Source organism: Amycolatopsis sp. DSM 110486, assembly GCF_019468465.1.
Classification (GTDB): Bacteria; Actinomycetota; Actinomycetes; order Mycobacteriales; family Pseudonocardiaceae; genus Amycolatopsis.
The window spans coordinates 6,277,504-6,301,076 of record NZ_CP080519.1 but is presented as its reverse complement, the minus strand read 5'-3'; the positions used below and the strand labels follow the sequence as shown (position 1 = coordinate 6,301,076).

Below are 23,573 nucleotides of genomic sequence, written 5' to 3'. Positions count from 1 at the left end.
CCGCCGAACCCCGAGGGCAAGGACGGTACGGCTGTGACTCCTGATCCCGAGATCCGTGCCCGGATCGAAGAGCGCTGGCGGGCTTCCGAGCGCGGGGACATCGACGTCGAGCACGCGATCTGCTGCGGTGGCGGAACGGATGCCCGACTAAGCCGGCGAGGCCTTCAGCAGCTCCGTCATCGCCTCGGGCAGGGCCTCGGCCAGCGGCCACAGGTCCTTCACCAGCTCCTTGGCGCCGAGCAGGCCGACGCCGACCTTGCCCTCGTAGGAGAAGACGGTGATGTTGAGCCCGGCGCCGTGGAAGACGGGGCCGAGCGGGTACAGGCCGGTGACGCGGGCGCCGAGCAGGTAGAGCGGCGTCGGCGGGCCGGGCACGTTTGAGATGATCAGGTTGTGCACCACCGGGTGGCGCTCGGCCAGCCGCAGCGAGGAGTAGGCGCGCACGCCGAGGCCGAAAGCCGTGGCCGGGGAGAACTGGGCCCAGTCCGCGAGCATGTCGGCGTCGATGTCGTAGTGGTGGTCCTTGGACAGGCGGTTGGCCTCGGCGAGGAAGAACACGCGCGCGGCCGGGTCACCCAGGTGGGTGGGCAGCGAGGCGAAGAACGCGGACACCTTGTTGCTGCCGTGGTCGCGTTCGGTGCGCTCGTGCACGGACACCGGCACGGTCGCCACCAGCGGGTCTTCCGGCAGCTCGCCGCGGCCGAGCAGGAACTGCCGCAGCGCACCGGAAACGAGTGCCAGCACCACGTCGTTGACCGTGACGCCGAAGGCGTTCTTCACGCGCTTCACGTCGACGAGGTCGACCTGGGCGTAGGCGACGCTGCGGTGGCCGGTGATCGTGCCGTTGAGCGACGTGCGGGGCGCGGTGAACGGGACCGGCATCCCCTTGCCGCGCAACGTCTTGCCGAGCCAGCGGGGCACGAGCTCCACCAGCTCGGGCAGCAGCTTCGCCATCTCGAACGGGCGATGCACGAGTCCTTCCACGCTTTCGCGCAGGATCTCGACGCGCGTGGGCAGGCCGCTGTTGTGCTGCTTGTCCCGCGGGATCTCCGGCAGCGGTGCCTCCGGCTCGAGGCCCGCGAGGTAGGTGATCAGGCTGGCGCCGCCGACGCCGTCGATGCTCGCGTGGTGCATCTTGATGAGCACCGCGATGCCACCGTTGGACAAGCCCTCGATCACGTAGAACTGCCACAGCGGGTGCGCGCGGTCGAGCTGCTGGCCGGCGATGTGGGCGCACAGCTCGGCCAGCTCGCGGTCGTCGCCGGGGCCCGGCACGCCGATGCGGTGCAGGTGGTTGTCGAGGTCGAAGTCCTCGTCCTCGACCCAAACCGGGTGGCTGAGGTTCCAGAGTGGATTGTGCAGTTTGCGGCGGAATTCCGGAATCAGCGCGACGCGCTCGGCCAGCCGCCGCTGCAGCTCGGCGAACGAGTAGCCGCCGGGGATGGTGGACCCGTCGAGCGTGAGCAGCCCGCAGACGTGCAGGACCTGCGCGGGGGTCTCCAGGTAGAGGAAACTCGCATCCAGGCCGCTCAGTCGCTGCATGTCGTCAGGGTAATTCAGAACCGCGGACGGGGCGGGTCGCGGCGGTAGCATCGGGAAGGTGAAACCGGCCTTCCTCGCTCGCCGGGCCGCGCAGCTCGGCCTCACCGCCGTGGCCCTGCGCCCGCCGCGCCACCGCCTCACGTCGATCCCGGTGTTCTTCAGCGCGTGGCTCACCGACGAGCTGGCTCCGCAGCTGCTGGCGCTCACCGCGTTGGACACCGCGCAGCACATCGCGCGGCACGGGCGGCGGTCGTCGAAGGCCGGGGTTGCCTTGGCCGCGCTGTCGGCGGCCGGGCTGGGCGCGCTCGTGGCCACTGCGCAGAAAGCCCGCGGCGAGGTCGAGTCGGCGCTCACCGAGGCCCTCGGCCCGGACTACTCCGAGCGGCTGGCGCACCCGCCGAGCCCCCGCGACCTGGCGACGCCGTGGGGGCAGCTCGCGCTGCCGTTCCGCGGCGGCCATGACCCGGACGTGGTGCGCGAGCGGGACATCCCGTACGCCCCGGGCGGCAAGCGGTTCCTGCTCGACGTGTTCCGGCCGGCGAAGCCGGTGACCGGCGCGCCCGTGCTGCTGCAGATCCACGGCGGCGCCTGGACGATCGGCACCAAGGACGAGCAGGGCCAGCCCCTCATGCGCCACCTCGCGCGCCGCGGCTGGGTGTGCGTGGCGATCAACTACCCGCTCGCGCCCGCCCACCGCTGGCCCGCGCACGTGGAGGCCGCGAAGCGCGCGCTGGTGTGGATCCGGTCGAACATCGCTTCGTACGGCGGGGATCCGGGCTTCGTGGCCGTGACGGGCGGTTCGGCGGGCGGGCACCTCGCCGCGCTGCTGGCCTTGAGCCAGAACGACCCGGCCCTGCAACCGGACTTCCCCGGCGCCGACACCAGCGTGCAGGCGTGCGTGCCGCACTACGGCGTCTACGACATCGCGGCCACCAGCGGCGCGGCCGAGAGCCAGCACCGGCTCGAAAGCCTGCTGGCCCGCCGCATCTTCTCCCCCGACCGCGACCCGGTGACCTACCTCGACGACTACGTGGCCGCCTCCCCGCTCGACCGCGTCTCCGACTCGGCGCCGCCGTTCTTCGTGATCCACGGCCGCAACGACTCGCTCGTGCCCGTCGAGGAGGCCCGCGAGTTCGTCGCGCGGTTGCGCGCGACGTCCAAGCAACCCGTCGCCTACGCCGAACTCGCGGGCGCGCAGCACGCGTTCGACATCTTCCCCTCGATCCGCAGCGCCCACGTGGTCCGGGGCGTGGAGCGGTTCCTCGACCACACCTACCGGGCGTGGGCCGCGGCGGACCGGTAGATCAGGGTTCGAGCGGCGCGTTCGGGTCGGCGAGCCGGTCGGCGTCGATCGGGCCTTCGGCGCGGATGAGGGCCTTGAGCTGGTCGCCGACGTCCCAGACGTTGACGTTCATGCCGGCCAGCACGTGGCCGTCGCGGAGCCAGAAGGCGATGAACTCGCGCGCCTCGACGTCGCCGCGGAAGACGACGCGGTCGTAGGCACCCGGGTCGACGTGGCCGTGGTACTCCATGCCCAGGTCGTATTGGTCTGTGTAGAAGTACGGGAGCTCGTCGTAGGTGGCGTCCTGGCCGGCCATCGCGGCGGCGGCGACGGCGGGCTGGTTGAGGGCGTTGGCCCAGTGCTCCACGCGCACGTGCTTGCCGAGCAGCGGGTGCAGCGCGGAGGCGATGTCGCCGGCGGCGAAGACGTCTGGGTCGGTGGTGCGCAGGGACGAGTCGACCACCACGCCGTTGTCCACGGCCAGGCCCGCGGCCTGCGCGAGCTCGACGTTGGGCGCGGCGCCGACCGCGACGAGCACGGCGTCGGCGGCGACCTCGGTGCCGTCGTCGAGACGGACGCCCGTGGCCTTGCCGCCGTCGGTGGTGATGGCCTCGACCTGCACGCCGAGGCGCAGATCGACGCCGCGGGCGCGGTGCAGGTCGGCGAAGACGGTGGCGACCTCGCGGCCCAGCACGGCCAGCAGCGGCAGCTCCGCGACCTCCAGCACGGTCACCTCGGCCCCGGCCTCGCGCGCGGCGGCCGCGACCTCAAGGCCGATCCAGCCCGCGCCGATCACGGCCAGGCGCGTGCCGGCGGTGAGCGTCTCCTTGAGCTTCGCGGAGTCGGCGAGGCGGCGCAGGTAGTGCACGCCCTCGGCGTCGGCGCCCGGGATCGGCAGGTGCCGTGGACTCGAGCCGGTGGCCAGCAGGAGTTTGTCGTAGCCCACGGTCTCGCCGCCCTCGAGGCGGACCACGTGGTTGTCGCGGTCGATGGCGGTGGCCGTGGCGCCCAGGCGCAGGTCGACGTCGTGCTCGGCGTACCAGCCCTCCTCGTGCACGAACACGCTGTCGCGCTCGGCCTTGCCGGCGAGGAAGTCCTTGGACAGCGGCGGGCGCTCGTAGGGCCGGTCGGGTTCGTCGCCGATGAGCGTCACCCGTCCGGCGAACCCCTGGGTCCGCAGTGCCTCAGCGGCCTTGGCGCCGGCCAGGCCCGCGCCGACGATGACAAAACCCTGCTCTGGCAAAGGAAACAACTCCTTTATGCGTTGACGCCCGTGAGTGCGAAGAACTCCTGGCGGGAGCGAGCATCCTCCCGCAACGTGCCCAGCAGTGTCGAGGTGACTGTGCTGGAGCCGGTGGCCTGCACGCCGCGCAACGTCATGCACGTGTGCTCGGCTTCGATGACCACGCCGACTCCCTTCGGGCTCAGCTGCTCGCCCAGCCAGCCGGCGACCTGCTTCGTGAGCCGCTCCTGCACCTGCGGCCGGCACGCGAAGTGCTCGACCACGCGCGCAAGCTTCGACAGGCCGAGGATGCGGTCGCCCGGCAGGTAGCCGACGTGCGCGACGCCCGTGAACGGCAGCAGGTGGTGCTCGCACACCGACCGTACGGGGATGTCGCGGGCCAGCACCAGCTCGTCGTAGCCCTCGTCGTTGGGGAACGTGGTGAGGTCGAACGAGCGTGGCGTGAACAACTCCGCGTACGCGCGCGCCATGCGCTCGGGCGTGCCCTGCAGGCTCTCCGTGTCCAGGCTGACGCCGAGCGCCCGCAGGAAGTCGCCGGCGGCGCGCGCGGCGGCGGCGAGGTCGATGCCGGGGTCGGGTTCGTGGACGACGTGCAGAGCAGAGCCGGAGCGCATGGGGACCCCTCGGGGTTCGGCGGGTTTTCGTCCATGAGTATTGGTCTTATTGCCAGTCTCGGTCAAGGTGACCAGTTCAACAGGGTGAACTGATACTTGCGGACACCTCCATGGGCGTTATCGTGGACCCGTGACGACTGAGCACGCCGCTCCCGCGATCAAGGCCGTGGCCGCGCTGGAGGAGGACCTGCGCCGCGGGATGTACACGTTCATCCGCGGCTCGGTGCGGCCCGTCACGCGCGACGAGGCCGCCGCGTCGGTCGGGATCTCGCGCAAGCTCGCCGCGTTCCACCTCGACAAGCTCGTGGACGCCGGCCTGCTTCGCTCGCGCTACGAGGCCGTCGGCGGCATCCGCAAGGTCGGCCGCACCCCGAAGGTCTACGAACCCGCCGACACCGACTTCGCCGTCACCATCCCGCCGCGCCGCCACGGCGTGCTCGCCGACATCCTCCTCGACGCCGTCGTCACCGAAGCCGAGGGCGAAACCGCCCGCGTCGCCGCCCTGCGCGTGGCCGGTGAGCGGGGCGAGGAACTGGGCACCACCGAACGCGCCTCCCTGCGCCCCGGCCGCCTCGGCGCCGAACGCGGCCTGACGCTCACCGAAACCGTCCTCGCCCGGCAGGGATTCGAGCCGCGCCGCGAGACGCCGACTTGCGTACGGCTGCGCAACTGCCCATTCCACCCGCTGGCGGGCAAGGCGCCGGACCTGGTGTGCGGGATCAACCAGGCGTTCCTGGGCGGCATCGTCGCGGGGCTGGAGGTGCCCGGTGTCGACGCGGTGCTGATCGATCCCGCGCCCGGTGGGTGCTGTGTGGAGCTGCGGACGGATCAGCCCGGCGGGTAGGCGACGTCGAGGGCGCTCGTGGACGGCGGGCCGTCAAGCTGCCAGGCCGGGCCGGTGCGGAGGAAGCGGTACCAGCGGTGGTCGCGGCCGTAGCGGAGTTGCAGGGGGCCTTGGGTCACGCGGTTGCGCCAGGTCGTGATGGGGTCGGGGAGGCCGGTGTCCGAGAGGCAGGCGCGAGCGTCCGCGAGCGGGCCCGGGCCCGGTGACCACGTTTCGCGCAGGGCGGCGAGGCCGCCGCGGCCGGCTTCGCGCCAGGCGCCCGCCCGGGTGGTGAGTTCGGGCAGCGCGACACCGGCAGCCAGGGCCAGGGCGGGGAGTTCGTCGAGCGGTCGGGCGGCGGCGCGGCGGGCCAGGTCTTCCTCGAACGTCAGCTCGGCCGCGGTGCCGCCCGAAACGAGCAGGTCGCGGGCGAGGGAGGCGGCGTCAGTGGCGAGGGTGGCGAGAGTGGCCGAGGTCCAGCCCGTGCTCGGTGGCGGGTCGAGGTCGAGGACGGCGGGCGGGCCGGCGACGTCGGGCACCGGCGGCAACCGGGGAACTGACGTGACGCGGCGGGCGTACGCGCGCTTCGGGGTGAGGCCGGGGTCGTGGACCTTCTTGTGCTGCGGGCGGTCGGGGGCGCGCAGCGTGCGCAGCCGGGCGAGGACCTCGTCGCGGGGGCGGCCGCGGAGTTTGAAGAGCACGAACGGGTCGGTGTCGACCTCGTCGGCCACGACGTAGTACACGGCGGCGACGTGTTTGCACGGGTTCGCCGAGTCGGGGCACGAGCAGCGCGGCCGAAGGTCACCCGGTCCGGGGAGCAGGTCGGCGCCCGCCTCACGGGCTTGCGCGGCCAGCTCCTCGGGCAGCTCGCCGTCGAGCAATGCGGCGGTGTGGCCGAGGCGGCGGCCGACGACGTCGAGCAGCGTGTCCCACTGCTGCGGCGAGAACTCGCGCATCCGGATCGTCACGCGGTACGGCTCGGGCCGGCTCCCGCGCACGCGCGCGGTGACCTCGCCGGCGCCGACGTGCAGCTCGCTCACGGTGTCCTTGCGCGCGTACGTGCGCCCGCGCGGCAGGCGGTTCGGGTCGACGCTCGCGCGCTGCTCCAGCGCCTCCACCCAGGCGCGGCCCCACCAGGTGTTGCCGAACGTCCTTCGGGGCGGCATCACCCACCTCCGAGCCGCACGAGGTCGGCGAGCTGGTCGTCGGACAACTCCGTGATCCAGTCCTCCCCCGCGCCGACCACGGCCTCGGCCAGCCCGCGCTTCGCCTCGAGCACCGTGGCGATGCGCTCCTCCAGCGTGCCCTCGGCGATCAGCCGGTGGACCTGCACCGGCCGGTCCTGCCCGATCCGGTACGCGCGGTCGGTCGCCTGGTCCTCCACGGCCGGGTTCCACCAGCGGTCGTAGTGGATCACGTGCGTCGCGCGCGTCAGGTTGAGCCCGACGCCGCCCGCCTTGAGCGACAACAGGAACACCGGCACCTCGCCGGACTGGAACGACGCCACCAGCTCGTCGCGCCGCTTCGGCCCGACCTCGCCCGACAGCAGCGCGACGGGCAGCCCGCGGTCGGCGAGCCGGCGTTCGAGCAGGCGGCACAGCTGCACGTACTGGCTGAACACGAGCACGCTGTCGCCCTCGTCGAGGACCACGTCGAGCAGCTCCTCGAACGCGGCGAGCTTGCCGGAGCGTCCGGTGAGGACACCCCCGCTCTCCTTGAGGAACTGCGCGGGGTGGTTGCAGATCTGCTTGAGCTCGGTGAGCAGCTTCAGCACCTGCCCACGCCGCTGCACACCCTGCGACGCGCGGATCTCGGCCAGGTTCTCGCGCACGACGGCCTCGTACAGCGTGGTCTGCTCGGCCGTGAGCGGCACGAACCGGTCCGTCTCGGTCTTGCGCGGCAGCTCCGGCGCGATGTCCGGGTCGGTTTTCTTGCGCCGCAACAGAAAGGGGCGCACGGTCGTGGCCAGCCGCTCCGTGGCGGTCTGGTCGCGGTCGCGCTCGATGGGCCGCGCGACGGTGCGGCGGAAGCGGTCGAGCGGGCCGAGCAGACCCGGTGTCGTCCAGTCCATCAAGGACCACAGCTCGGTGAGCCGGTTCTCCACGGGCGTGCCGGTGAGCGCCACGCGCGCGGCGGCCGGGACCTTCCGCAGCTCTTTCGCCGTGGCGGACAACGGGTTCTTCACGTGCTGGGCCTCGTCGGCGGCGACGAGCCCCCAGTCCACTTCGGACAGTGTCGCGCGGTCGCGGCGGACCACGCCGTAGGTGGCGAGCACGACCTCGTCGGGCAGCAGGTCGTCGAGGTGGCGGCCGCCGCCGTGGAAGCGGCGTACCCGCACGTCCGGCGCGAACCTGGCGAACTCGCGTTCCCAGTTGCCGAGCAGCGACGTCGGGCAGACGACCAGCGTGGGCCCGGCTTTCAGTGCGCGGCGGTGCAGGTGCAGCGCGATGAGCTGGATGGTCTTGCCCAGGCCCATGTCGTCGGCGAGGCACGCGCCGAGACCGAGGCCCGTCATCGTCGCGAGCCAGCCGACGCCCGCGAGCTGGTACGGCCGCAGGGTCGCCGCGAGTCCGTCGGGCGGGCCGACCGGCGCGGAGTCGCGTTCCTTGAGCCGGTCGACCAGCCCGGCGAGCGCGGGCTGCGCGGCGAACTCCACGGTTTCGCCGTCCAGCTCCAGCTCGCCCGTGAGCGCCGCGGCCAGCGCCTCGGCGCCGGTGAGCTTGCGGTTGCGCTTGGCGCGCATCCGGGCGAGCAGGCGCGGGTCGAGCTTCACCCACTGGCCGCGCAGGCGGACGAGCGGCCGCTTGGCCTCGGCCAGCGTGGCGACCTCCTCGTCGGTCAGCTCGTCGCCGCCGAGGGACAGGCGCCAGCGGAACTCCAGCAGGCCGTTGAGGGGGAACGCGGGGCCCGCCTCGCTGGCCGGCGCCTGCGTCGCGCTCGCCTTGGCGCGGACTTCGCCGGCGAAGAGATCCTTGGGCCACAACACTTCGATGCCGGCGCTACCCAGCTCGCGGCCGCCTGAGCCGAGCAGGTCCACGACGTCGTCATCGGACAGGGCCAGTTCCGTCGGCGCGGCTTCGGCGAGCACGCGACCGAGCGGCGGCCACGCTCGCGCGCCACGGCGCAGGCCGAGCAGCAGCTGGGTTTCCACTTGGTCGCCGAGGCGGTGCAGCACGGCGTCGGGCGCGTCCCAGAGCGTCGCGGCTTCGACGACCAGGCTCGGCTCCAGCGCGGACCGCACGGCCAGCACGCCCGCGAACTGCTCGTCTTCGCGCGCTTCGACCCGCAGGATCAGCTGCGCGCCGTGGGGCCCGCGGGCGTCCAGCTCGGTGAGCCACGCAGCCCCGTCCGGCCCGACCAGCGTCGGCTCGGCCTCCGCGAACTCCGGCACACCCGCCCCGACGGACGCGGCAGGGCTGCGCACCAGCACGTCGGCCGCCGCGTCCCACAACGCCCGGACCAGCGACTCCGGCGAATGCAGCCGGATCCGCTTCACCCCGGACAACGGCAACGCGTGCGCCTCCGGCGGCAACGCCGATGCGAGCCCCCGCACCAGCTCCTCGTCGGCCGCGTCCAGCGGCCCCACCCGCCACGACCCCACACCACCGGCCGTGAGCGCCGGCCGCAACCGCCCGCGCGCCACGAGGTTGACCCCGGCGTTCACCACCGCCGACCACGCGGCGATCGCCGGGCTCACGTCGTCGGGCACCACCAGCAGCCGCGGGATCGCGCGCGCCAGCGGAACGAGGCGAGCGTCCACCTTGGTGCGTGCGAACTTCTTGTCGTTGGGCAGCACGAGCTCGATCGCGGTGTCCCCCGCGACCTCGTCGCCCCACAACGCCAGCACACCCTCCCGCGGCGGGTCCGAGGGAAGGTAGGTGGCCTGGGTCAGTGCGCCGAACTCCACGCCCAGCACCGTAGGGCAGGGGTACGACAAACGGGTCAGCGCGGGAGGCCCAGCACCCGCTCGGCCACCGCCGAGAGCAACACCTGGGTGGTGCCGCCGGCGATGGAGAGGCAGCGGGTGAGGAGGAACTCGTGGGACTGCGGGGAGTCGGGGAGCAGGTCCGGGGCGAGGTCGAGGGCGAATTCCGCGACGGACTGCCGGTGGCGGACGCCCAGGAGCTTCGCGACCGAGGACTCCGCGCCGGGGCCTTGGCCGTCGAGGCGGCGGAGGGTGGCGCGCAGGTCCAGGACGGAGCAGGCGCTGCCGGAGCCGATGAGGGCCCCGAGCCGTTCGCGGGTGGACGAGCCGAGCGCGGAGCCCAAGCCGATCAGGCCACCCACCAGAGCCTCCACACCCTCCCCCGCCGCGGAGCCCTTGCCGAGGGCCACGCGTTCGCCGGCCAGCGTGGTGCGGGCCAAGCGCCAGCCGTCGCCCGGAGATGCGACGACGTCGGTGTCCGGGACGAAGACGTCGTCGAGAAAGACCTCGTTGAAGACGCTCGCGCCGGTGATCTCGCGCAGCGGGCGCGTGGTGATGCCGGGTGAGCGCATGTCGACGAGGAAGTACGTGATGCCCTTGTGCTTGGGCGCGTCGGGGTCGGTGCGGGCCAGGCAGATGGCCCAGTCGGCCTCGTGCGCGAGCGAGGTCCACACCTTCTGCCCGTTGAGGCACCAGCCGCCGTCGACGCGGCGGGCGGCGGTGCGCAGCGACGCCAGGTCGGAGCCCGCGCCGGGTTCGCTGAACAGCTGGCACCACGTCAGCTCGCCGCGCAGCGTGGGGCCGGTGAACCGCGCGCGCTGCTCGTCGGTGCCGTGTTCGAGGATCGTCGGGACGGCCCACGCGCCGATCACGAGGTCCGGCCGGCGCACGCCGGCCTCCGCCAAGGCCGCGTCGATGCGCAGCTGCTCGGCGGCTCCGGCGTCCCGGCCGAAAGGCGCAGGCCAGTGCGGCGCCAGCAGTCCCGCGGCGGCCAGCGCGACACGACGGCCGTCTTCCGGCAGGGCGGCGATCTCCGCCACGAGCCGGGTGAGCTCCGGTGAGTCGTCCACGACCACGTCGAGCGTGTGCCGCTGCCCCGCCAGCGCGAGGTCGGCCGCGCGCTGCCGCCACCGCGCCGAGCCGCCGAGCCAGTGCCGCAAGGCAAGAGCGCGGCGCAAGTACAGGTGCGCCGGGTGCTCCCACGTGAAGCCGATGCCGCCCAGCACCTGGACGCAGTCCTTGGCGTTGTCCACGGCCGCGTCGAGCGCCACCGCCGCCGCGCTCGCCACCGCGACCGCGTGCTGCGAGCCGAAAGCCGCGGTCGCGGCGTCCCACGCCAGTGCCTCCGCCGCCTCGGCGCGGCACAGCATCTCGGCGCACAGGTGCTTCACCGCTTGGAACGCCCCGATCACCTGCCCGAACTGCTCCCGCACCCGCGCGTACTCGACCGCCGTCGTCAGGCACCACCGCGCGACCCCCGCCGCCTCCCCCACGGCCAGCGTCGCCGCGAAATCCGAGACGTCCGGCAGCTCCAGCACGTCCGCGACGGGCACCCGGTCGAAGTGCACCCGCGCGAGCGGACGCGAGAAGTCGAAGGGCGCCAACGGTTCCACGCACACCCCCGCGGCGCCGGGCGGCAGCAGCACGTGACCGCTCGGCACCGGCACCAGCAGCCACGCGCCCGCATCCGCACCCGGCACCGCTCCCGACGAACCCTGCAGAAACCCGTCGACACAAGGCGCTTCGAGCAGCACTGCCACCCGAGCGCCACCGTCCGCGATCGCCTCAACCACGTCCCCGTCACCGAGCAGCAGCCCGGCCAACGCCGTGCTCAGCAACGGCCCCGGGACCAGCGCCGAAGCCGCTGCAGCCAGCCCTGCCGCCAAATCCGTGACAGCGCCGCCGGCGCCACCCACCGACGGCGGCAACGCGACCCCGAACAACCCCAGGTCGGCGAACCGCGCGGGCAGCTGGGCGCCGGTCCCCTCGGCCGCGCGCACGGTCGCGACCGGATCGTGTACCCGGGCCCAGTCGTGGATCGCGGCGGCCAGCGCCGCCTGTTCGCCGGTGAGCGCGACCGCCATCGGGGCCTCCTCGCGGTACGGGACTACTCGCGAGTGTAGAACGTGTTACAGTTTTTCGGCCAGTGGGTCGGTAGTTGAACGTTTCGCCAGGGAAGGTACGCTGAACGCAGAACTGGAACGAGTTCCGCAAGACAGGAGAAGGCCGATGCCGGGCAAGGCGAAGGCTCCGGCGGCGAAGGCGCGCACCGGACTGGGCACGATCGGCGACGAGCTCGGCTCCGCGGCGCAGCGCGACCGCCGCCGCCGCATCATCGACGCCACGCTCGCGCTGGCCTCCAAGGGCGGCTACGACGCCGTGCAGATGCGGGCCGTCGCCGAGAGGGCCGACGTCGCATTGGGCACGCTCTACCGGTACTTCCCGTCGAAGATCCACCTGCTCGTGTCCGGCCTCGCGCGGCAGTTCGAGCGGGCGCAGGAGAAGCTCGAACGCGCCGCCATCCCGGGCGAGACGCCCGCGGAGCGACTGATGTTCGTGCTGGGGCGCAACACGCGGCTCATGCAGCGCGACCCGCACCTGACCGAGGCGATGGTGCGCGCGTTCATGTTCGCCGACACGTCCGCCGCGGCCGAGGTCGAGCTCGTCGGCCGGCTCATGGAGGACATGTTCGCGCAGGCCATGGGCATCGCCGAGCCCACGGAGTCCGATCGCGACATCTTCCACGTCGTCGCCGACGTGTGGATGGCCAACCTCGTGGCGTGGGTGACGCGCCGGGCGTCAGCCGCCGACGTCGCCCACCGCCTCGAGCTGTCGGTCCACCTGCTGCTGGACAAGTAGGGCCCGCAGGCCGCGGGCCCTACTCGGCTGAGGCAGTCAGGCAGTCAGCTTCGGCAGGACTTCCTTGCCGAACACGTCGAGGAACTGGTCTTGGTTGCGGCCGACGTTGTGGATGTAGATGCGGTTGAAGCCGGCGTCGACGTACTTCTGCAGCGCCGCCCGGTGCACGTCCGGGTCCGACGAGACGACCATGCGGCCCTCGAAGTCTTCGCGACGCACCAGCTTGGCCATCTGCGCGAAGTCGAACGGCGAACGCACGTCGGCCTTCGGGAACTTCATGCCACCGTTGGGCCACTGGTCGATGGCGTTGGCCCACGCGGTTTCGTCGTCCTCGGCCCAGGACAGGTGCACCTGCAGCAGCTTCGGCATCTCGTCGCCGTTCTTGCCGGCCTTCTTCGCGCCCGCGTTGAAGTTCTCCAGGATCCCCGCGAGCTTCTCGATCGAGGCGCCCGGCGTGATCAGCCCGTCGGCCAGCTCCCCGGTCTTGCGCGAGGTGTACGGACCGGCGGAGGCGATGTAGACCGGCGGCGGCGTGTCCGGCAGCGTCCACAGGCGGGTGGTGTGCAGCTTGAAGAACTCGCCGTTGTGCTTGACGTCCTTGCCCGTGAACAGCTTCCGGATCACCTCCAGCGCCTCGAACATCCGCCGCACGCGTTCGGGTGCCTCGGGCCAGTAGCCGCCGATGATGTGCTCGTTGAGCGCCTCACCCGAACCGATCCCCAGCCACGTGCGGCCCGGATACGTGGCCTCCAGCGTCGCCGCGGCCTGCGCCACCATCGCCGGGTGCAACCGGAACGACGGACACGTCACCCCGGGCCCCAGGTCACCGGTGGTGTTCTCTGCCAGCGACGCCAGCATGCTCCACACGAACGACGACTCACCCTGCTGCGGAACCCACGGCTGGAAGTGATCCGCCGCCATCTGCCCCGAAAAGCCCCGCTCCTCGCCCGCCTTCGCCAACCGAATCGACTCCCGCGGCGAAAACTGCTCCAACGCAGCCGCAAGACCGATCTGCACACCACTCACGCGAATTCCGCTCCTTCACCGGTACTTTTCGACGACCTCGACGAGGGCGTCGAGCCTGCTCAGGGTCTCCGCTTCGGGCCGCGTGCCGAGCAGGAACGTGATGCGCTCCACCCCGGCTTCGGCGTAGGCCTCCAGCAGAGCCTCGTTCTTGCTGCCCACCGCGAACATCGACACCGGCGTACCGGGGGCGAACTCGTCGCGCAGGGCCATGAGTTTCCCGACCCGCTCGGGCACGACCACGGAGTTCGGCATCCACACCCCGCCGTGCCGGGCCGCCCGCCGCGCCGCGTGCCGGCTGTTTCCACCGACGTAGATCGGCGGGTGCGGCTTCTGCGCCGGCTTCGGGTACGCGACGGCGCGGTCGAAATGCGTGAACTCGCCGTGGAAGGTCGCTTCCTCCGCCGTCCACAGCTGCTTCATCGCGTCCAGCCGCTCGTCGAGCAGCCGGCCGCGCGCGTCGGGATCGGTGCCGTGGTCGCGCATCTCCTCGAGGTTCCAGCCCGCGCCCACGCCGAACACCACGCGCCCGCCCGAGAGGTGATCGAGCGAGGCGACCTCCTTGGCCGTCTGGATCGGGTCGCGCTGCGCCAGCAGGGCGACGCCGGTGCCCAGCAGCAGCGTCGAGGTCACCGAAGCGGCGGCTGTGAGGGCCACGAACGGGTCGTACATCCGGTAGTACATCCGCGGGAGCTCCCCGCCCGCCGGGTACGGCGACTGCCGGTCGGCGGGGATGTGCGAGTGCTCCCCGACGAACAGCGAGTCGAACCCGCGTTCCTCGACCCCGCGCGCGAGCGCGTCGGGCCGGATGCCCTCGTCGGTGACGAAGCTGAAGATCCCGAACCTCATGACGCCGTTCCGTAGTCCGCCGCGACGCGCGCGAATTCGTCGAGCGCCGCGAGGGTCTCCGCTTCGGGCAGCGTGGGCAGCTGCACCGTGTAGCGCTCCACACCGGCCGCGGCGAACCGCTTCACGAGCTCGGCGTCGGCGCCACCGCCGAAAGCGGTGACGGGCACGTCGGGGCGGCCTTGCTCGGCGAGCCACCCGCGCACGCGGCGGATCTCCTCGCTGCCCGTGAACGCGATCGGCATCCAGGCGTCGCCGTGGCGGACCAGCCGGCGCAGCGCCGCCGGGCTCGACCCGCCGACGTAGATCGGCGGGTGCGGCGTCTGCACCGGCTTGGGCCAGGCGAAGATCGGGTCGAAGTCCACGTGCTTGCCGTGATACTCGGCCTTGTCCTGGGACCAGATCGCCTTGAGCGCCTCGATCTGCTCGTCGATCAGCTCACCGCGCGTGGTCGGATCCGTGCCGTGGTTGGCCATCTCCTCGCGGTTCCAGCCCACGCCGACGCCCAGCGCCAGCCGTCCCCGCGACACCAGGTCGAGTGAGGCGACCTCCTTGGCCGTGTGGATCACATCGCGCTGGATCAGCAACGCGACTCCGGTGCCCAGCACGAGGTCCGACGTGTTCACCGCGGCGGCGGTGAGTGCGAGGAACGGATCGAGCGTGCGGTAGTACTCCCGCGGCAGGTCACCGCCACCGGGGTAAGGGGTCTCCCGGCTGACGGGGATGTGCGAGTGCTCGGCCAGGAACAGCGAGTCGAAGCCCCGCTCCTCCAGCGCCTCACCCAGCACGTCGGGGCGGATGCCTTCGTCGGTCACGAATGTGGAGATCCCGATCTTCATGAGATCATCGAACCACGGTTCACCGGTGGTCCGCCGCGAGCCGGGCAAGGTCGTCGAGCGCGGCCAGCGTCTCGGCTTCGGGCAGCGTCGGCAGCATGAACGTGTAGCGCTCCACGCCGGCTTCGGCGAAGCGCTTCACCGCGTCGGCGTCGGGCCCGCCCCCGAAAACGGTGAACGGCACGTCGGTGCGGCCCTGCTCGGCGAGCCATTCGCGCACGCGCTTGATCTCGTCGGACGGCGTCTGCTGGCGCGGCAGCCAGGCGTCACCGTGGCGGGCCAGGCGACGCAGCGCAGCGGGGCTCTCGCCGCCGACGTAGATCGGCGGGTGCGGCGTCTGCACGGGTTTCGGCCAGGCGAAGATCGGGTCGAAGTCCACGTGCTTGCCGTGATATTCGGCCTTTTCCTGAGTCCAGATCGCCTTGAGCGCCTCGATCTGCTCGTCGATCAGCGCGCCACGAGTGGTCGGGTCCGTGCCGTGGTTGGCCATCTCCTCGCGGTTCCAGCCCACGCCGACGCCGAACGCCACCCGGCCGCGCGACACCAGGTCGAGTGAGGCGACCTCCTTGGCCGTGTGGATCACATCGCGCTGGATCAGCAGCGCGATGCCCGTGCCCAGCACGAGGTTCGACGTGTTCACCGCGGCCGCGGTCAGCGCGATGAACGGGTCCAGCGTGCGCTTGTACTTCTCGGGCAGGTCAGCGCCACCGGGGTAAGGGCTCTCCCGGCTCACGGGGATGTGCGAGTGCTCGGCGAGGAAGAGCGAGTCGAAGCCCCGCTCCTCCAGCGCCTCACCCAGCACATCGGGGCGGATGCCTTCATCGGTCACGAATGTGGAGATCCCGAAGTCCATGCCTCGTTCTACCCGATGCGGCGACGCCCTATTCCCACCGCGGTTGACACCTCACCTGATCAGTCGGCACGATCAAAATCAGCACTTGTTGAAAAGGAGGTCCGCCATGAGCGCCGAGAACACCGACTTCGAGCAGGTGTACCAGGGACGGAGCCCGTTGGGCGGCACCGTGCCGTGGGACATCAAAGCCCCGCAGCCGGCGCTCGTCGCTCTCGAGGGGGCCGGCGGGTTCCGCGGTGAGGTGCTCGACGTCGGCTGCGGGCTCGGTGAGAACGCCGTGTTCCTCGCCTCGCGCGGACACCACGTGACCGGCGTCGACGGCGCCCCCACGGCCCTTCGCGAAGCACGGGCACGGGCCGCGGCGAAAGGGCTGGAGATCAGCTTCGAGGTCGCCGACGCCACCCGGCTGGAGGGCTTCGAGGGCCGATTCGACACCGTCCTCGACAGCGCGCTCTACCACTGCCTGACCGAAGAGCAGCGGCGCAGTTACGTCGCCGCGCTCGTCCGGGTCACGCGCCCCGGGGCGCGGCTGCACCTGCTCTGCTTTTCCGAAGCGGTGCCCGTGAGCTTCCCCGGGCCGTTCCGGATCGGCGAACGGAACCTGCGGGAGACCGTCGGCCGCGGCTGGCGGATCACCAGTTTGGACCCGGCGCTCTACACCACTTCCCTCACGCTGGAAGAGCTGCGCGACGCAGCGCGCACGATCCAGCCGGGCGAGGCCGGCGACCTCACCGCGTTGGACAAGCTGGAACAGGACGAACAGGGCCGGATCCGCGCGCCGGCCTGGCAGCTGGCCGCCGAACGCGCGTGACCCGGCCCTTTCGTTCGAAGGCGCGTCAGACGTTGCGCCGGTACTGACCGCCGACCTCGAAGAACGCGTCGGTGATCTGCCCGAGCGAGCAGACCCGCGCGGCATCCATCAGCACCCCGAACAGGTTGCCGCCGCGGGTCGCCGACTCACGCAGGGCCTTCAGCGCCTGCTGAGCGTCTTCGGCGTGGCGGTGCTGGAAGTCGGCGAGCCGGTCGAGCTGGGACTTCTTCTCGTCCTCCGTGGCGCGGGCCAGCTCGACCTCCACGTCCTCCTCACCCGCGTGCGGGTTGCGGAAGGTGTTGACGCCGATGATCGGCAGCGAGCCGTCGTGCTTCTTGCGCTCGTAGAGGATCGACTCGTCCTGGATCTTGCCGCGCTGGTAACCCGTCTCCATCGCGCCGAGCACGCCGCCGCGCTCGGAGATCCGGTCGAACTCGACCAGCACGGCTTCCTCGACCAGGTCGGTGAGCTCGTCGATGATGAACGAGCCCTGCAGCGGGTTCTCGTTCTTCGACAGGCCCCACTCCTTGTTGATGATCATCTGGATCGCCATCGCGCGGCGCACCGACGACTCCGACGGCGTGGTGATGGCCTCGTCGAACGCGTTGGTGTGCAAGGAGTTCGCGTTGTCGTACAGCGCGCACAGCGCCTGCAGCGTCGTGCGGATGTCGTTGAAGCTCATCTCCTGCGCGTGCAGCGAGCGGCCCGAGGTCTGCACGTGGTACTTGAGCTTCTGCGACCGCTCGTCGGCGCCGTAGCGCTCGCGCATGGCCACGGCCCAGATCCGCCGCGCCACCCGGCCGAGCACCGAGTACTCGGCGTCCATGCCGTTGGAGAAGAAGAACGACAGGTTGGGCGCGAAGTCGTTGATGTCCATGCCGCGCGCGAGGTAGGACTCGACGTAGGTGAACCCGTTGGACAGCGTGAAAGCCAGCTGCGAGATGGGGTTCGCCCCGGCTTCGGCGATGTGGTAGCCGGAAATCGAGACGGAGTAGAAGTTGCGCACCGCGTGCTGGATGAACCACTCCTGGATGTCCGCCATCATGCGCAGGCTGAACTCCGTGGAGAAGATGCAGGTGTTCTGCCCCTGGTCTTCCTTGAGGATGTCGGCCTGCACGGTGCCGCGCACGTTCTTCAGCGCCCACGCGCGCAGCTCGGCGGACTCCTCCGCGGACGGCTCGCGACTGTGCTCGGCGCGGAAGGCGTCGAGTTTCTGGTCGATCGCGGTGTTGAGGAAAAACGCGAGGATCGTCGGCGCCGGGCCGTTGATCGTCATCGACACCGACGTGTTCGGCGCGGTGAGGTCGAAGCCGTCGTAGAGCACCTTCATGTCCTCGATCGTCGCGATCGAGACGCCCGAGGTGCCGACCTTGCCGTAGATGTCCGGGCGGGTGTCGGGGTCGTGGCCGTAGAGGGTCACGGAGTCGAAGGCCGTGGACAGGCGCTTGGCCTCGGAGTCGGCCGAGAGCAGCTTGAACCGGCGGTTGGTGCGGAAGGCGTCGCCCTCGCCGGCGAACATGCGCGCCGGGTCCTCACCGTCGCGTTTGAACGGGAACACGCCCGCCGTGTAGGGGAAGTATCCGGGCAGGTGTTCACGGCGCAGGAACGAGAGCAGCTCACCGGATTCGGTGTAGCGCGGCAGGGCGACGCGCGGGATCCGGTTGCCCGACAACGTGTCGCGCCACAGCTGCGTGCGCAGCTCCTTGTCGCGGACCTTCACCACGAGCTCGTCCTCGCGGTACTCCTCCGACAACGCCTGGAACCGCTCCAGCAGCTTGGTGGTCTCGCCGTCCACATCGGACTCGGCGGCGGCGAGTAGTCCGTCGAGCGCGTCTGTGGCGGCGTCCACTGTGTCCAAAGCGACCTTCGCGGCAGCCAGGTGCTCGCGCTTGCGCACGGCAGCGACCTGCTTCTCGGTCTGTTCGTGGTAGCCGCGCACGGTCTCGGAGATCTCCGAGAGGTAGCGCGCCCGGTTGCCCGGGATGACCGTGCTCGCGTCGGTGGACACCTTGCCCTCGACGGCGGGCAGCACGCCGGCCGACACCGACAGCCCGCGCTCGGCGAGCTGGTCGCGCAGGTTCTGGTACAGCGCGGTCACGCCGTCGTCGTTGAACTTCGCGGCGCTCGTGCCGAACACCGGCATGTCCTCGGGAGCCTTGTCGAAGGCCTCGCGGTTGCGCACCAGCTGGCGTGCGACGTCGCGGCGGGCGTCCTCGGCGCCGCGGCGCTCGAACTTGTTGATGGCCACGACGTCGGCGAAGTCGAGCATGTCGATCTTCTCCAGCTGCGACGCGGCGCCGAACTCCGGCGTCATCACGTACAGCGACTCGTCCACGTAGTCGACGATGCCCGCGTCGCCCTGGCCGATGCCCGGCGTCTCCACGATCACGAGGTCGTAACCCGCGGCCTTGCACGCGAGGATCGATTCGCGCATCCCGGCGGGGATCTCGCCGCTGGTGGTGCGGGTGGCGATGGAGCGGAAGTACACGGGTGAGCCGTCGAGGCAGTTCATCCGGATGCGGTCACCGAGCAGCGCGCCGCCGCCCTTGCGCCGCGACGGGTCCACGGCGAGCACCGCGATCCGCAGCTTGTCCTCCTGGTCGAGGCGGAAGCGGCGGATGAGCTCGTCGGTCAGCGACGACTTGCCGGAACCGCCGGTGCCGGTGATGCCGAGTACCGGTACGTGGCGCTTCTCGGCGGCCTCGGTGATGGCGGTGAGCCAGTCTTCGGGCAGTTTTTCACGCTGCAGCTGGGTGATCACCCGCGCGAGCGCCGGCACGTCGCCGGAGAGCAGCTTGTCGACGGACACCGGCGGCTGAGCCGAGAGGTCCACGTCGCACGCCTTGATCATCAAGTTGATCATGCCCGGCAGGCCCATCTCGTAGCCGTCCTCGGGCGAGAAGATCCGCGCCACGCCACGCGAGTGCAGCAGGTCGATCTCCTCGCGGACGATCACGCCGCCCCCGCCGCCGAACACCTTGATGTGCCCCGCGCCGCGTTCGCGCAGCAGCTCCACCAGGTAGGAGAAGTACTCGACGTGGCCGCCCTGGTAGGCGGAGATGGCGATACCCTGCACGTCTTCGGTGATGGCGGCGGTGGCCACCTCGTCGACCGAGCGGTTGTGCCCGAGGTGCACGACCTCGGCACCCTGCGACTGCAGGATCCGCCGCATGATGTTGATCGAGGCGTCGTGACCGTCGAACAGGCTCGACGCGGTGACGAACCGGACCGGGTTCTCGGGGCGGTAGAGGTCGCTGCTCATCCCTCCAAAATACTTGGACTTCCTACTATTGGAAACCCGAGCGGCGGTGACGCAGGTCTCAAGCCGGTTCGTCGCGCGGTTGACAGGAGCCAGCTGGGAGCTATATTCAACCTACAAGTTAATCAACCAAGCGATTGAGTACTGATGGCCACTGATCAGCTCAGCACCACCTTCGCCGCGCTGGCGGATCCCACCCGGCGGGCCATCCTCGCCCGGCTCGCCCTGGGCGAAGCGACGGTGAACGAGCTGGCCGAGCCGTTCGAGGTGAGTCTGCAGGCGGTGTCGAAACACCTGAAGGTGCTGGAAGCGGCCGGGCTCATCACCCGCGGCCGGATGCGCCAGTGGCGCCCGTGCCGGCTCGAGACGAAGCCGCTCGCGGTCGTGGCCGACTGGGTGAACGAGTACCGGCAGTTCTGGGAGGCGGGGTTCGACCGCTTGGACGAGCACCTGCGGCTCCTGCGGGAGCCCCGGAAGGAGACCGAGTCATGACGCAACGGGACCTGACCATCACGCGCGTGTTCGACGCCCCACGGGAGCTGGTGTTCCGCGCGTGGACCGAGCCGGAACGCCTCGCGAGCTGGCTCGGCCCGGAGAAGTTCGCTGCCTCGGGAGTGACGATCGACCTGAGGCCCGGCGGCGCGTGGCGCGCGCGGATCCACAGCGACGAGTACGACGTCGAGCGCTGGATGCAGGGCGCCTACCGCGAGATCAGCCCACCCGGGCGGCTCGTGTTCACGTTCTCGTGGGACCAGCCCGATGACGTGGTCGGCGAGACGGTCGTGACCATCACGTTCACCGAGGTCGGCGACAAGACCGAAATGACGTTCCACCAGGCGCCGTTCCCGACCGAGGAAGAGCGCGCCGGCCACCAGGACGGCTGGAGCTCCACCTTCGAAAAGCTCGCCCACCACCTCAAGGAGGCCCGATGACCACCGCACTCCCCCGTGTCGTGTCCGCCCAGGACTGGCAGGCCGAACGCGATGCCTTGCTGGTCAAGGAAAAGGAACTGATGAAGGCGGCCGACCACCTGACGGCCGAGCGGCGCCGGCTGCCGATGGTGCGCTTCGACAAGGCCTACGAGTTCACCTCGGCCGAGGGCAGGAAGAGCCTGCTGGACCTGTTCGACGGCCGGCGTCAGCTGATCGTCTACCACTTCATGTTGCACCCGGGCGACGAAGCGGGCTGCCCCGGCTGCTCGATGGTCGTGGACAACGTGCCGCACCTGGCGCACCTCAACGCCCGCGACGTCACGTTCGTCGTCACCGCGCCCGCGACGCTGCCCGAGATCGAGCGCTACAAGGCCCGCATGGGCTGGGACCTGCCGTGGGTCTCGGCGAACGGCAGCGACTTCACCGAGGATTGCGGCGTCGGCCGGTTCTTCGGAATCAGCGTGTTCCTGCGCGACGGCGACGACGTCTACCGCACGTACTTCACCAGCGGCCGTGGCGCCGAGACGTTCCTGGCTTCGCACCGCTACCTCGACATCACGCCGTTCGGCCGGCAGGAGGCGTGGGAGGAGGAGTCGCGTGGCTCCGACGAGCCGGGCGGCTGGTGGCGCCGCCACGACGAATACTGACGAGCCGACTGGATTCTTTCGCCACCGATGTCCGGTCGCGGCAGCCCGCTCCGACCGTAGGCTGAACGGCGTCCGGCAGGGACGCCACTCGGTGAAGGAGCCTGGTCATGGGTGAGCTGGTGTACTACGTCCACGTTTCGGTCGACGGGTGCGTCGAGGGCCCGAACGGCGAGTTCGACTGGCCGCGGATGGGGCCCGAGCTGTCGCGCCACTCGCAGGAGCTCTCCGACCGTGCCGCCGTGTTCGCCTACGGGCGGCGGGTGTGGGACATGATGGCGGGCTTCTGGCCGCGCGCGGAGTCCATCTCGGACGATCCGCACGATGTCGCGTTCGCGCCGGTGTGGCGGAAGACCCCGAAGGTCGTCTTCTCGCGCACGCTCACCGACCCCGGGTGGGACACCGAGGTGCTCGGCGGCGACTTGACCGAGGAGGTCACGGCGCTGAAAGCACGGCACACCAAGGACATCCTGCTCATGGGTGGCGCCGACGTGCCCGCGCAGCTGAGCCGGCTCGGGCTGATCGACGAGTACCACGTGCTCGTGCACCCGGTGGTGCTGGGCGGCGACAAGCGGCCGTTCGCCGTCGACGCCGAGCGGCTAGGCCTGCGGCTCGTCGAGTCGCGCGTGATCGACGACGCCGTGGTGCTGCTGCGGTACCGCCGGGCCACCGAAGTGAGGTGACCCGGCCGCAGCAGCACTGAAGGACAGGGTCACTGGGCTTTGGCCGCCCGCAAGGCGATCCACTGCCGCATGGCGTACTCGACGAGCGTGATCAGCGTCTGCTTCGTCGACTCCCGGTCCCGTGCGTCACAGCGGACGATGGGGATGCTGGGGTCGATCGACAGCGCCTCGCGCACATCGTTGATGTCGTGCTCCAGCACCCCGTCGAAGGTGTTGACGCCGACGATGTACGGCAGGCCGCGGTCCTCGAAGAAGTCGATCGGCGCGAACGAGTCCGCCAGGCGGCGGGTATCGGCCAGCACGATCGCACCGATGGCGCCGCGCACCAGGTCGTCCCACATGAACCAGAAGCGCTGCTGGCCCGGGGTGCCGAACAGGTACAGGATCAGGTCGGCGTCGAGCGACACGCGGCCGAAGTCCATGGCGACCGTGGTGGTCGTCTTGTTCGGGGTCTGGTCGAGGTTGTCGATGCCGCGGCTCGCGTCGGTCATCATCGCCTCGGTGGTGAGCGGAACGATCTCCGACACCGAGCCCACAAAAGTCGTCTTGCCCGCTCCGAAGCCGCCCGCCACCACGATCTTCGCCGATGTCATGGTCGGGGGCGCGGTTTCCCGCGGTGCCTTAAAGCCGACGGAGTCCACTCAAAACCCTTTCCATCAACATCAAGTGTGCTTCGGCGCCGTCATTGCCCGAAATCGTCCGGTGCACGGTGACGAGGCCCGCGTCGGCCGCGTCACTGATCAGCACCCTGGCGACACCCAGTGGCACCCGCAGGATCGCCGCGATCTCGGCGACCGAGCGCGGGGTCCGGCACTCTTCCATGATCGAGATGCTCTCGATCTGTTCGGCCGCCGCCTCGGGGAAGCCCCCCGCGACGACGTGGTCATTGGTGGAGATCAGCGTCTCCAGCTCGAGCGCGTAGTTCGCCCGGGTCCGGCCGCCGGTGAGAGCGTACGGCCGCACGATCGACGTCTCCTCGGCCGGGTCCACCCGATCGGGTCGGTCCGGCCGGGTGAACGCGGCGGGCATCACGAACTCGCCGCTGGGCGGTCCGGGGTCGAAGAGCCCGCCTGGTCTAGGCCCATCCGCATCGGTACTCCCCGGTGGAGAGACTAGAGAGGTCACTCGATCTCCTAACTCGGCCGGCGGCACTGGCACCGCCGGCGGTTCCTCCGCCGCGTGTGCTCCCGCGGGCGGGGGTTCGGGGGACTGGGACTCCTTACCGGTCTTCTTCCGCTTCTTGCGCGAGCGGCCCGAATCGAGGCTGAAGCCGTTGAGGAGGTCGGCGAAGGTGCCGTCGTCCTCACCGCGGGCAGCACCGGGAGCCCCCGCGCGCGGGGGTTCCTCGCTGTCTCCGGGCTCTCCGCCGAATAATCCGGGCCCCGTGCTCATCGCGTA

At 70.9% G+C, this 23,573-nt stretch carries 21 protein-coding genes; 8 read left to right on the top strand and 13 right to left on the bottom strand.

What is annotated here, in order from left to right; all coding sequences use genetic code 11:
• Positions 1-147: 147 nt before the first annotated feature.
• Positions 148-1,542, bottom strand: coding sequence for a wax ester/triacylglycerol synthase family O-acyltransferase (locus tag K1T34_RS30580; RefSeq protein WP_220238225.1), 1,395 nt, complete (start codon positions 1,540-1,542; stop codon positions 148-150).
• Between the two features lie 58 nt (positions 1,543-1,600).
• Between K1T34_RS30580 and K1T34_RS30575 the strand changes: the two genes are divergently transcribed.
• The gene (locus tag K1T34_RS30575; RefSeq protein ID WP_220238224.1) at positions 1,601-2,845 is read left to right on the top strand and encodes an alpha/beta hydrolase; all 1,245 of its coding nucleotides are present in this window, start codon (positions 1,601-1,603) and stop codon (positions 2,843-2,845) included.
• 1 nt (position 2,846) lies between these two features.
• Here K1T34_RS30575 and K1T34_RS30570 read toward each other — a convergent pair whose 3' ends face one another.
• Complete coding sequence (locus K1T34_RS30570) at positions 2,847-4,067, bottom strand: NAD(P)/FAD-dependent oxidoreductase (protein WP_220238223.1); 1,221 nt, start codon at positions 4,065-4,067, stop codon at positions 2,847-2,849.
• Between the two features lie 14 nt (positions 4,068-4,081).
• Positions 4,082-4,681 carry a GTP cyclohydrolase I FolE gene (gene folE / locus K1T34_RS30565; protein ID WP_220238222.1) on the bottom strand — a complete coding sequence of 200 codons (600 nt, stop codon included), beginning with the start codon at positions 4,679-4,681 and terminating at the stop codon, positions 4,082-4,084.
• A 199-nt stretch (positions 4,682-4,880) separates the two neighbouring features.
• Here folE and K1T34_RS30560 point away from each other — a divergent pair, with 199 nt between their 5' ends.
• Complete coding sequence (locus K1T34_RS30560) at positions 4,881-5,525, top strand: metalloregulator ArsR/SmtB family transcription factor (RefSeq protein WP_255638804.1); 645 nt, start codon at positions 4,881-4,883, stop codon at positions 5,523-5,525.
• Here K1T34_RS30560 and K1T34_RS30555 read toward each other — a convergent pair.
• The 3 genes from K1T34_RS30555 to K1T34_RS30545 are packed head-to-tail and all read right to left on the bottom strand — an operon-like array spanning position 5,510 to position 11,513.
• A complete protein-coding gene (locus tag K1T34_RS30555; protein ID WP_220238221.1) occupies positions 5,510-6,670 on the bottom strand; it encodes an SWIM zinc finger family protein in 1,161 nt (386 codons plus the stop codon). The genes K1T34_RS30560 and K1T34_RS30555 overlap by 16 nt on opposite strands.
• Positions 6,670-9,411, bottom strand: coding sequence for a DEAD/DEAH box helicase (locus K1T34_RS30550; RefSeq protein WP_370643410.1), 2,742 nt, complete (start codon positions 9,409-9,411; stop codon positions 6,670-6,672). Before K1T34_RS30550 ends, K1T34_RS30555 begins: the two co-directional genes overlap by 1 nt.
• Positions 9,412-9,446: 35 nt before the next feature.
• Positions 9,447-11,513 carry an acyl-CoA dehydrogenase gene (locus tag K1T34_RS30545; protein ID WP_220238219.1) on the bottom strand — a complete coding sequence of 689 codons (2,067 nt, stop codon included), beginning with the start codon at positions 11,511-11,513 and terminating at the stop codon, positions 9,447-9,449.
• Positions 11,514-11,658: 145 nt separating this feature from the next.
• Here K1T34_RS30545 and kstR point away from each other — a divergent pair, with 145 nt between their 5' ends.
• Positions 11,659-12,288: a cholesterol catabolism transcriptional regulator KstR gene (kstR, locus tag K1T34_RS30540; RefSeq protein WP_220238218.1), complete on the top strand. Its 630-nt coding sequence runs from the start codon at positions 11,659-11,661 to the stop codon at positions 12,286-12,288.
• A gap of 36 nt (positions 12,289-12,324) precedes the next feature.
• On the opposite strand, the gene K1T34_RS30535 is transcribed toward kstR, so the two are convergent.
• The 4 genes from K1T34_RS30535 to K1T34_RS30520 are packed head-to-tail and all read right to left on the bottom strand — an operon-like array spanning position 12,325 to position 15,846.
• Positions 12,325-13,314, bottom strand: coding sequence for a TIGR03557 family F420-dependent LLM class oxidoreductase (locus K1T34_RS30535; RefSeq protein ID WP_220238217.1), 990 nt, complete (start codon positions 13,312-13,314; stop codon positions 12,325-12,327).
• Positions 13,315-13,329: 15 nt separating this feature from the next.
• Positions 13,330-14,160, bottom strand: coding sequence for an LLM class F420-dependent oxidoreductase (locus K1T34_RS30530; RefSeq protein WP_220238216.1), 831 nt, complete (start codon positions 14,158-14,160; stop codon positions 13,330-13,332).
• On the bottom strand, positions 14,157-14,996 hold the full coding sequence (locus K1T34_RS30525; protein WP_220238215.1) for an LLM class F420-dependent oxidoreductase: 840 nt from the start codon (positions 14,994-14,996) through the stop codon (positions 14,157-14,159). Before K1T34_RS30525 ends, K1T34_RS30530 begins: the two co-directional genes overlap by 4 nt.
• Positions 14,997-15,015: 19 nt before the next feature.
• Complete coding sequence (locus tag K1T34_RS30520; protein WP_220238214.1) at positions 15,016-15,846, bottom strand: LLM class F420-dependent oxidoreductase; 831 nt, start codon at positions 15,844-15,846, stop codon at positions 15,016-15,018.
• Positions 15,847-15,952: 106 nt separating this feature from the next.
• Here K1T34_RS30520 and K1T34_RS30515 point away from each other — a divergent pair, with 106 nt between their 5' ends.
• Positions 15,953-16,657, top strand: coding sequence for a class I SAM-dependent methyltransferase (locus K1T34_RS30515; protein ID WP_220238213.1), 705 nt, complete (start codon positions 15,953-15,955; stop codon positions 16,655-16,657).
• Between the two features lie 25 nt (positions 16,658-16,682).
• Here K1T34_RS30515 and icmF read toward each other — a convergent pair whose 3' ends face one another.
• Positions 16,683-19,919, bottom strand: a complete 3,237-nt coding sequence (gene icmF, locus K1T34_RS30510) for a fused isobutyryl-CoA mutase/GTPase IcmF (protein WP_220238212.1) — start codon at positions 19,917-19,919, stop codon at positions 16,683-16,685.
• Positions 19,920-20,063: 144 nt separating this feature from the next.
• On the opposite strand from icmF, the gene K1T34_RS30505 reads away from it, so the two are divergent.
• The 4 genes from K1T34_RS30505 (at position 20,064) to K1T34_RS30490 (ending at position 22,175) form a co-directional block, all read left to right on the top strand.
• Positions 20,064-20,408, top strand: a complete 345-nt coding sequence (locus tag K1T34_RS30505; RefSeq protein WP_220238211.1) for a helix-turn-helix transcriptional regulator — start codon at positions 20,064-20,066, stop codon at positions 20,406-20,408.
• A complete protein-coding gene (locus K1T34_RS30500; RefSeq protein WP_220238210.1) occupies positions 20,405-20,848 on the top strand; it encodes an SRPBCC domain-containing protein in 444 nt (147 codons plus the stop codon). The genes K1T34_RS30505 and K1T34_RS30500 overlap by 4 nt, the downstream gene beginning before the upstream one ends.
• Positions 20,845-21,495, top strand: coding sequence for a DUF899 domain-containing protein (locus K1T34_RS30495; RefSeq protein WP_220238209.1), 651 nt, complete (start codon positions 20,845-20,847; stop codon positions 21,493-21,495). The genes K1T34_RS30500 and K1T34_RS30495 overlap by 4 nt, the downstream gene beginning before the upstream one ends.
• Before the next feature lie 107 nt (positions 21,496-21,602).
• Positions 21,603-22,175, top strand: coding sequence for a dihydrofolate reductase family protein (locus K1T34_RS30490; RefSeq protein ID WP_220238208.1), 573 nt, complete (start codon positions 21,603-21,605; stop codon positions 22,173-22,175).
• 29 nt (positions 22,176-22,204) lie between these two features.
• On the opposite strand, the gene K1T34_RS30485 is transcribed toward K1T34_RS30490, so the two are convergent.
• Together K1T34_RS30485 and K1T34_RS53590 are read right to left on the bottom strand one after the other, a co-directional pair.
• A complete protein-coding gene (locus K1T34_RS30485; protein ID WP_220238207.1) occupies positions 22,205-22,816 on the bottom strand; it encodes an ATP/GTP-binding protein in 612 nt (203 codons plus the stop codon).
• Positions 22,797-23,567 (bottom strand): DUF742 domain-containing protein, encoded by a 771-nt coding sequence (locus K1T34_RS53590; protein WP_255637682.1) that lies wholly within the window; start codon positions 23,565-23,567, stop codon positions 22,797-22,799. The genes K1T34_RS30485 and K1T34_RS53590 overlap by 20 nt, the downstream gene beginning before the upstream one ends.
• Between the last annotated feature and the right edge of the window lie 6 nt (positions 23,568-23,573).

Coding starts and splice junctions, on each gene's coding strand:
- K1T34_RS53590 (WP_255637682.1), bottom strand. CDS start 23,567: ATGAGCACGGGGCCCGGATTATTCGGCGGAGAGCCCGGAGACAGCGAG.
- K1T34_RS30545 (WP_220238219.1), bottom strand. CDS start 11,513: ATGGCGGTCGCGCTCACCGGCGAACAGGCGGCGCTGGCCGCCGCGATC.
- K1T34_RS30490 (WP_220238208.1), top strand. CDS start 21,603: ATGGGTGAGCTGGTGTACTACGTCCACGTTTCGGTCGACGGGTGCGTC.
- K1T34_RS30530 (WP_220238216.1), bottom strand. CDS start 14,160: ATGAGGTTCGGGATCTTCAGCTTCGTCACCGACGAGGGCATCCGGCCC.
- icmF (WP_220238212.1), bottom strand. CDS start 19,919: ATGAGCAGCGACCTCTACCGCCCCGAGAACCCGGTCCGGTTCGTCACC.
- K1T34_RS30555 (WP_220238221.1), bottom strand. CDS start 6,670: ATGCCGCCCCGAAGGACGTTCGGCAACACCTGGTGGGGCCGCGCCTGG.
- K1T34_RS30525 (WP_220238215.1), bottom strand. CDS start 14,996: ATGAAGATCGGGATCTCCACATTCGTGACCGACGAAGGCATCCGCCCC.
- K1T34_RS30500 (WP_220238210.1), top strand. CDS start 20,405: ATGACGCAACGGGACCTGACCATCACGCGCGTGTTCGACGCCCCACGG.
- folE (WP_220238222.1), bottom strand. CDS start 4,681: ATGCGCTCCGGCTCTGCTCTGCACGTCGTCCACGAACCCGACCCCGGC.
- K1T34_RS30515 (WP_220238213.1), top strand. CDS start 15,953: ATGAGCGCCGAGAACACCGACTTCGAGCAGGTGTACCAGGGACGGAGC.
- kstR (WP_220238218.1), top strand. CDS start 11,659: ATGCCGGGCAAGGCGAAGGCTCCGGCGGCGAAGGCGCGCACCGGACTG.
- K1T34_RS30560 (WP_255638804.1), top strand. CDS start 4,881: ATGTACACGTTCATCCGCGGCTCGGTGCGGCCCGTCACGCGCGACGAG.
- K1T34_RS30495 (WP_220238209.1), top strand. CDS start 20,845: ATGACCACCGCACTCCCCCGTGTCGTGTCCGCCCAGGACTGGCAGGCC.
- K1T34_RS30580 (WP_220238225.1), bottom strand. CDS start 1,542: ATGCAGCGACTGAGCGGCCTGGATGCGAGTTTCCTCTACCTGGAGACC.
- K1T34_RS30520 (WP_220238214.1), bottom strand. CDS start 15,846: ATGGACTTCGGGATCTCCACATTCGTGACCGATGAAGGCATCCGCCCC.
- K1T34_RS30505 (WP_220238211.1), top strand. CDS start 20,064: ATGGCCACTGATCAGCTCAGCACCACCTTCGCCGCGCTGGCGGATCCC.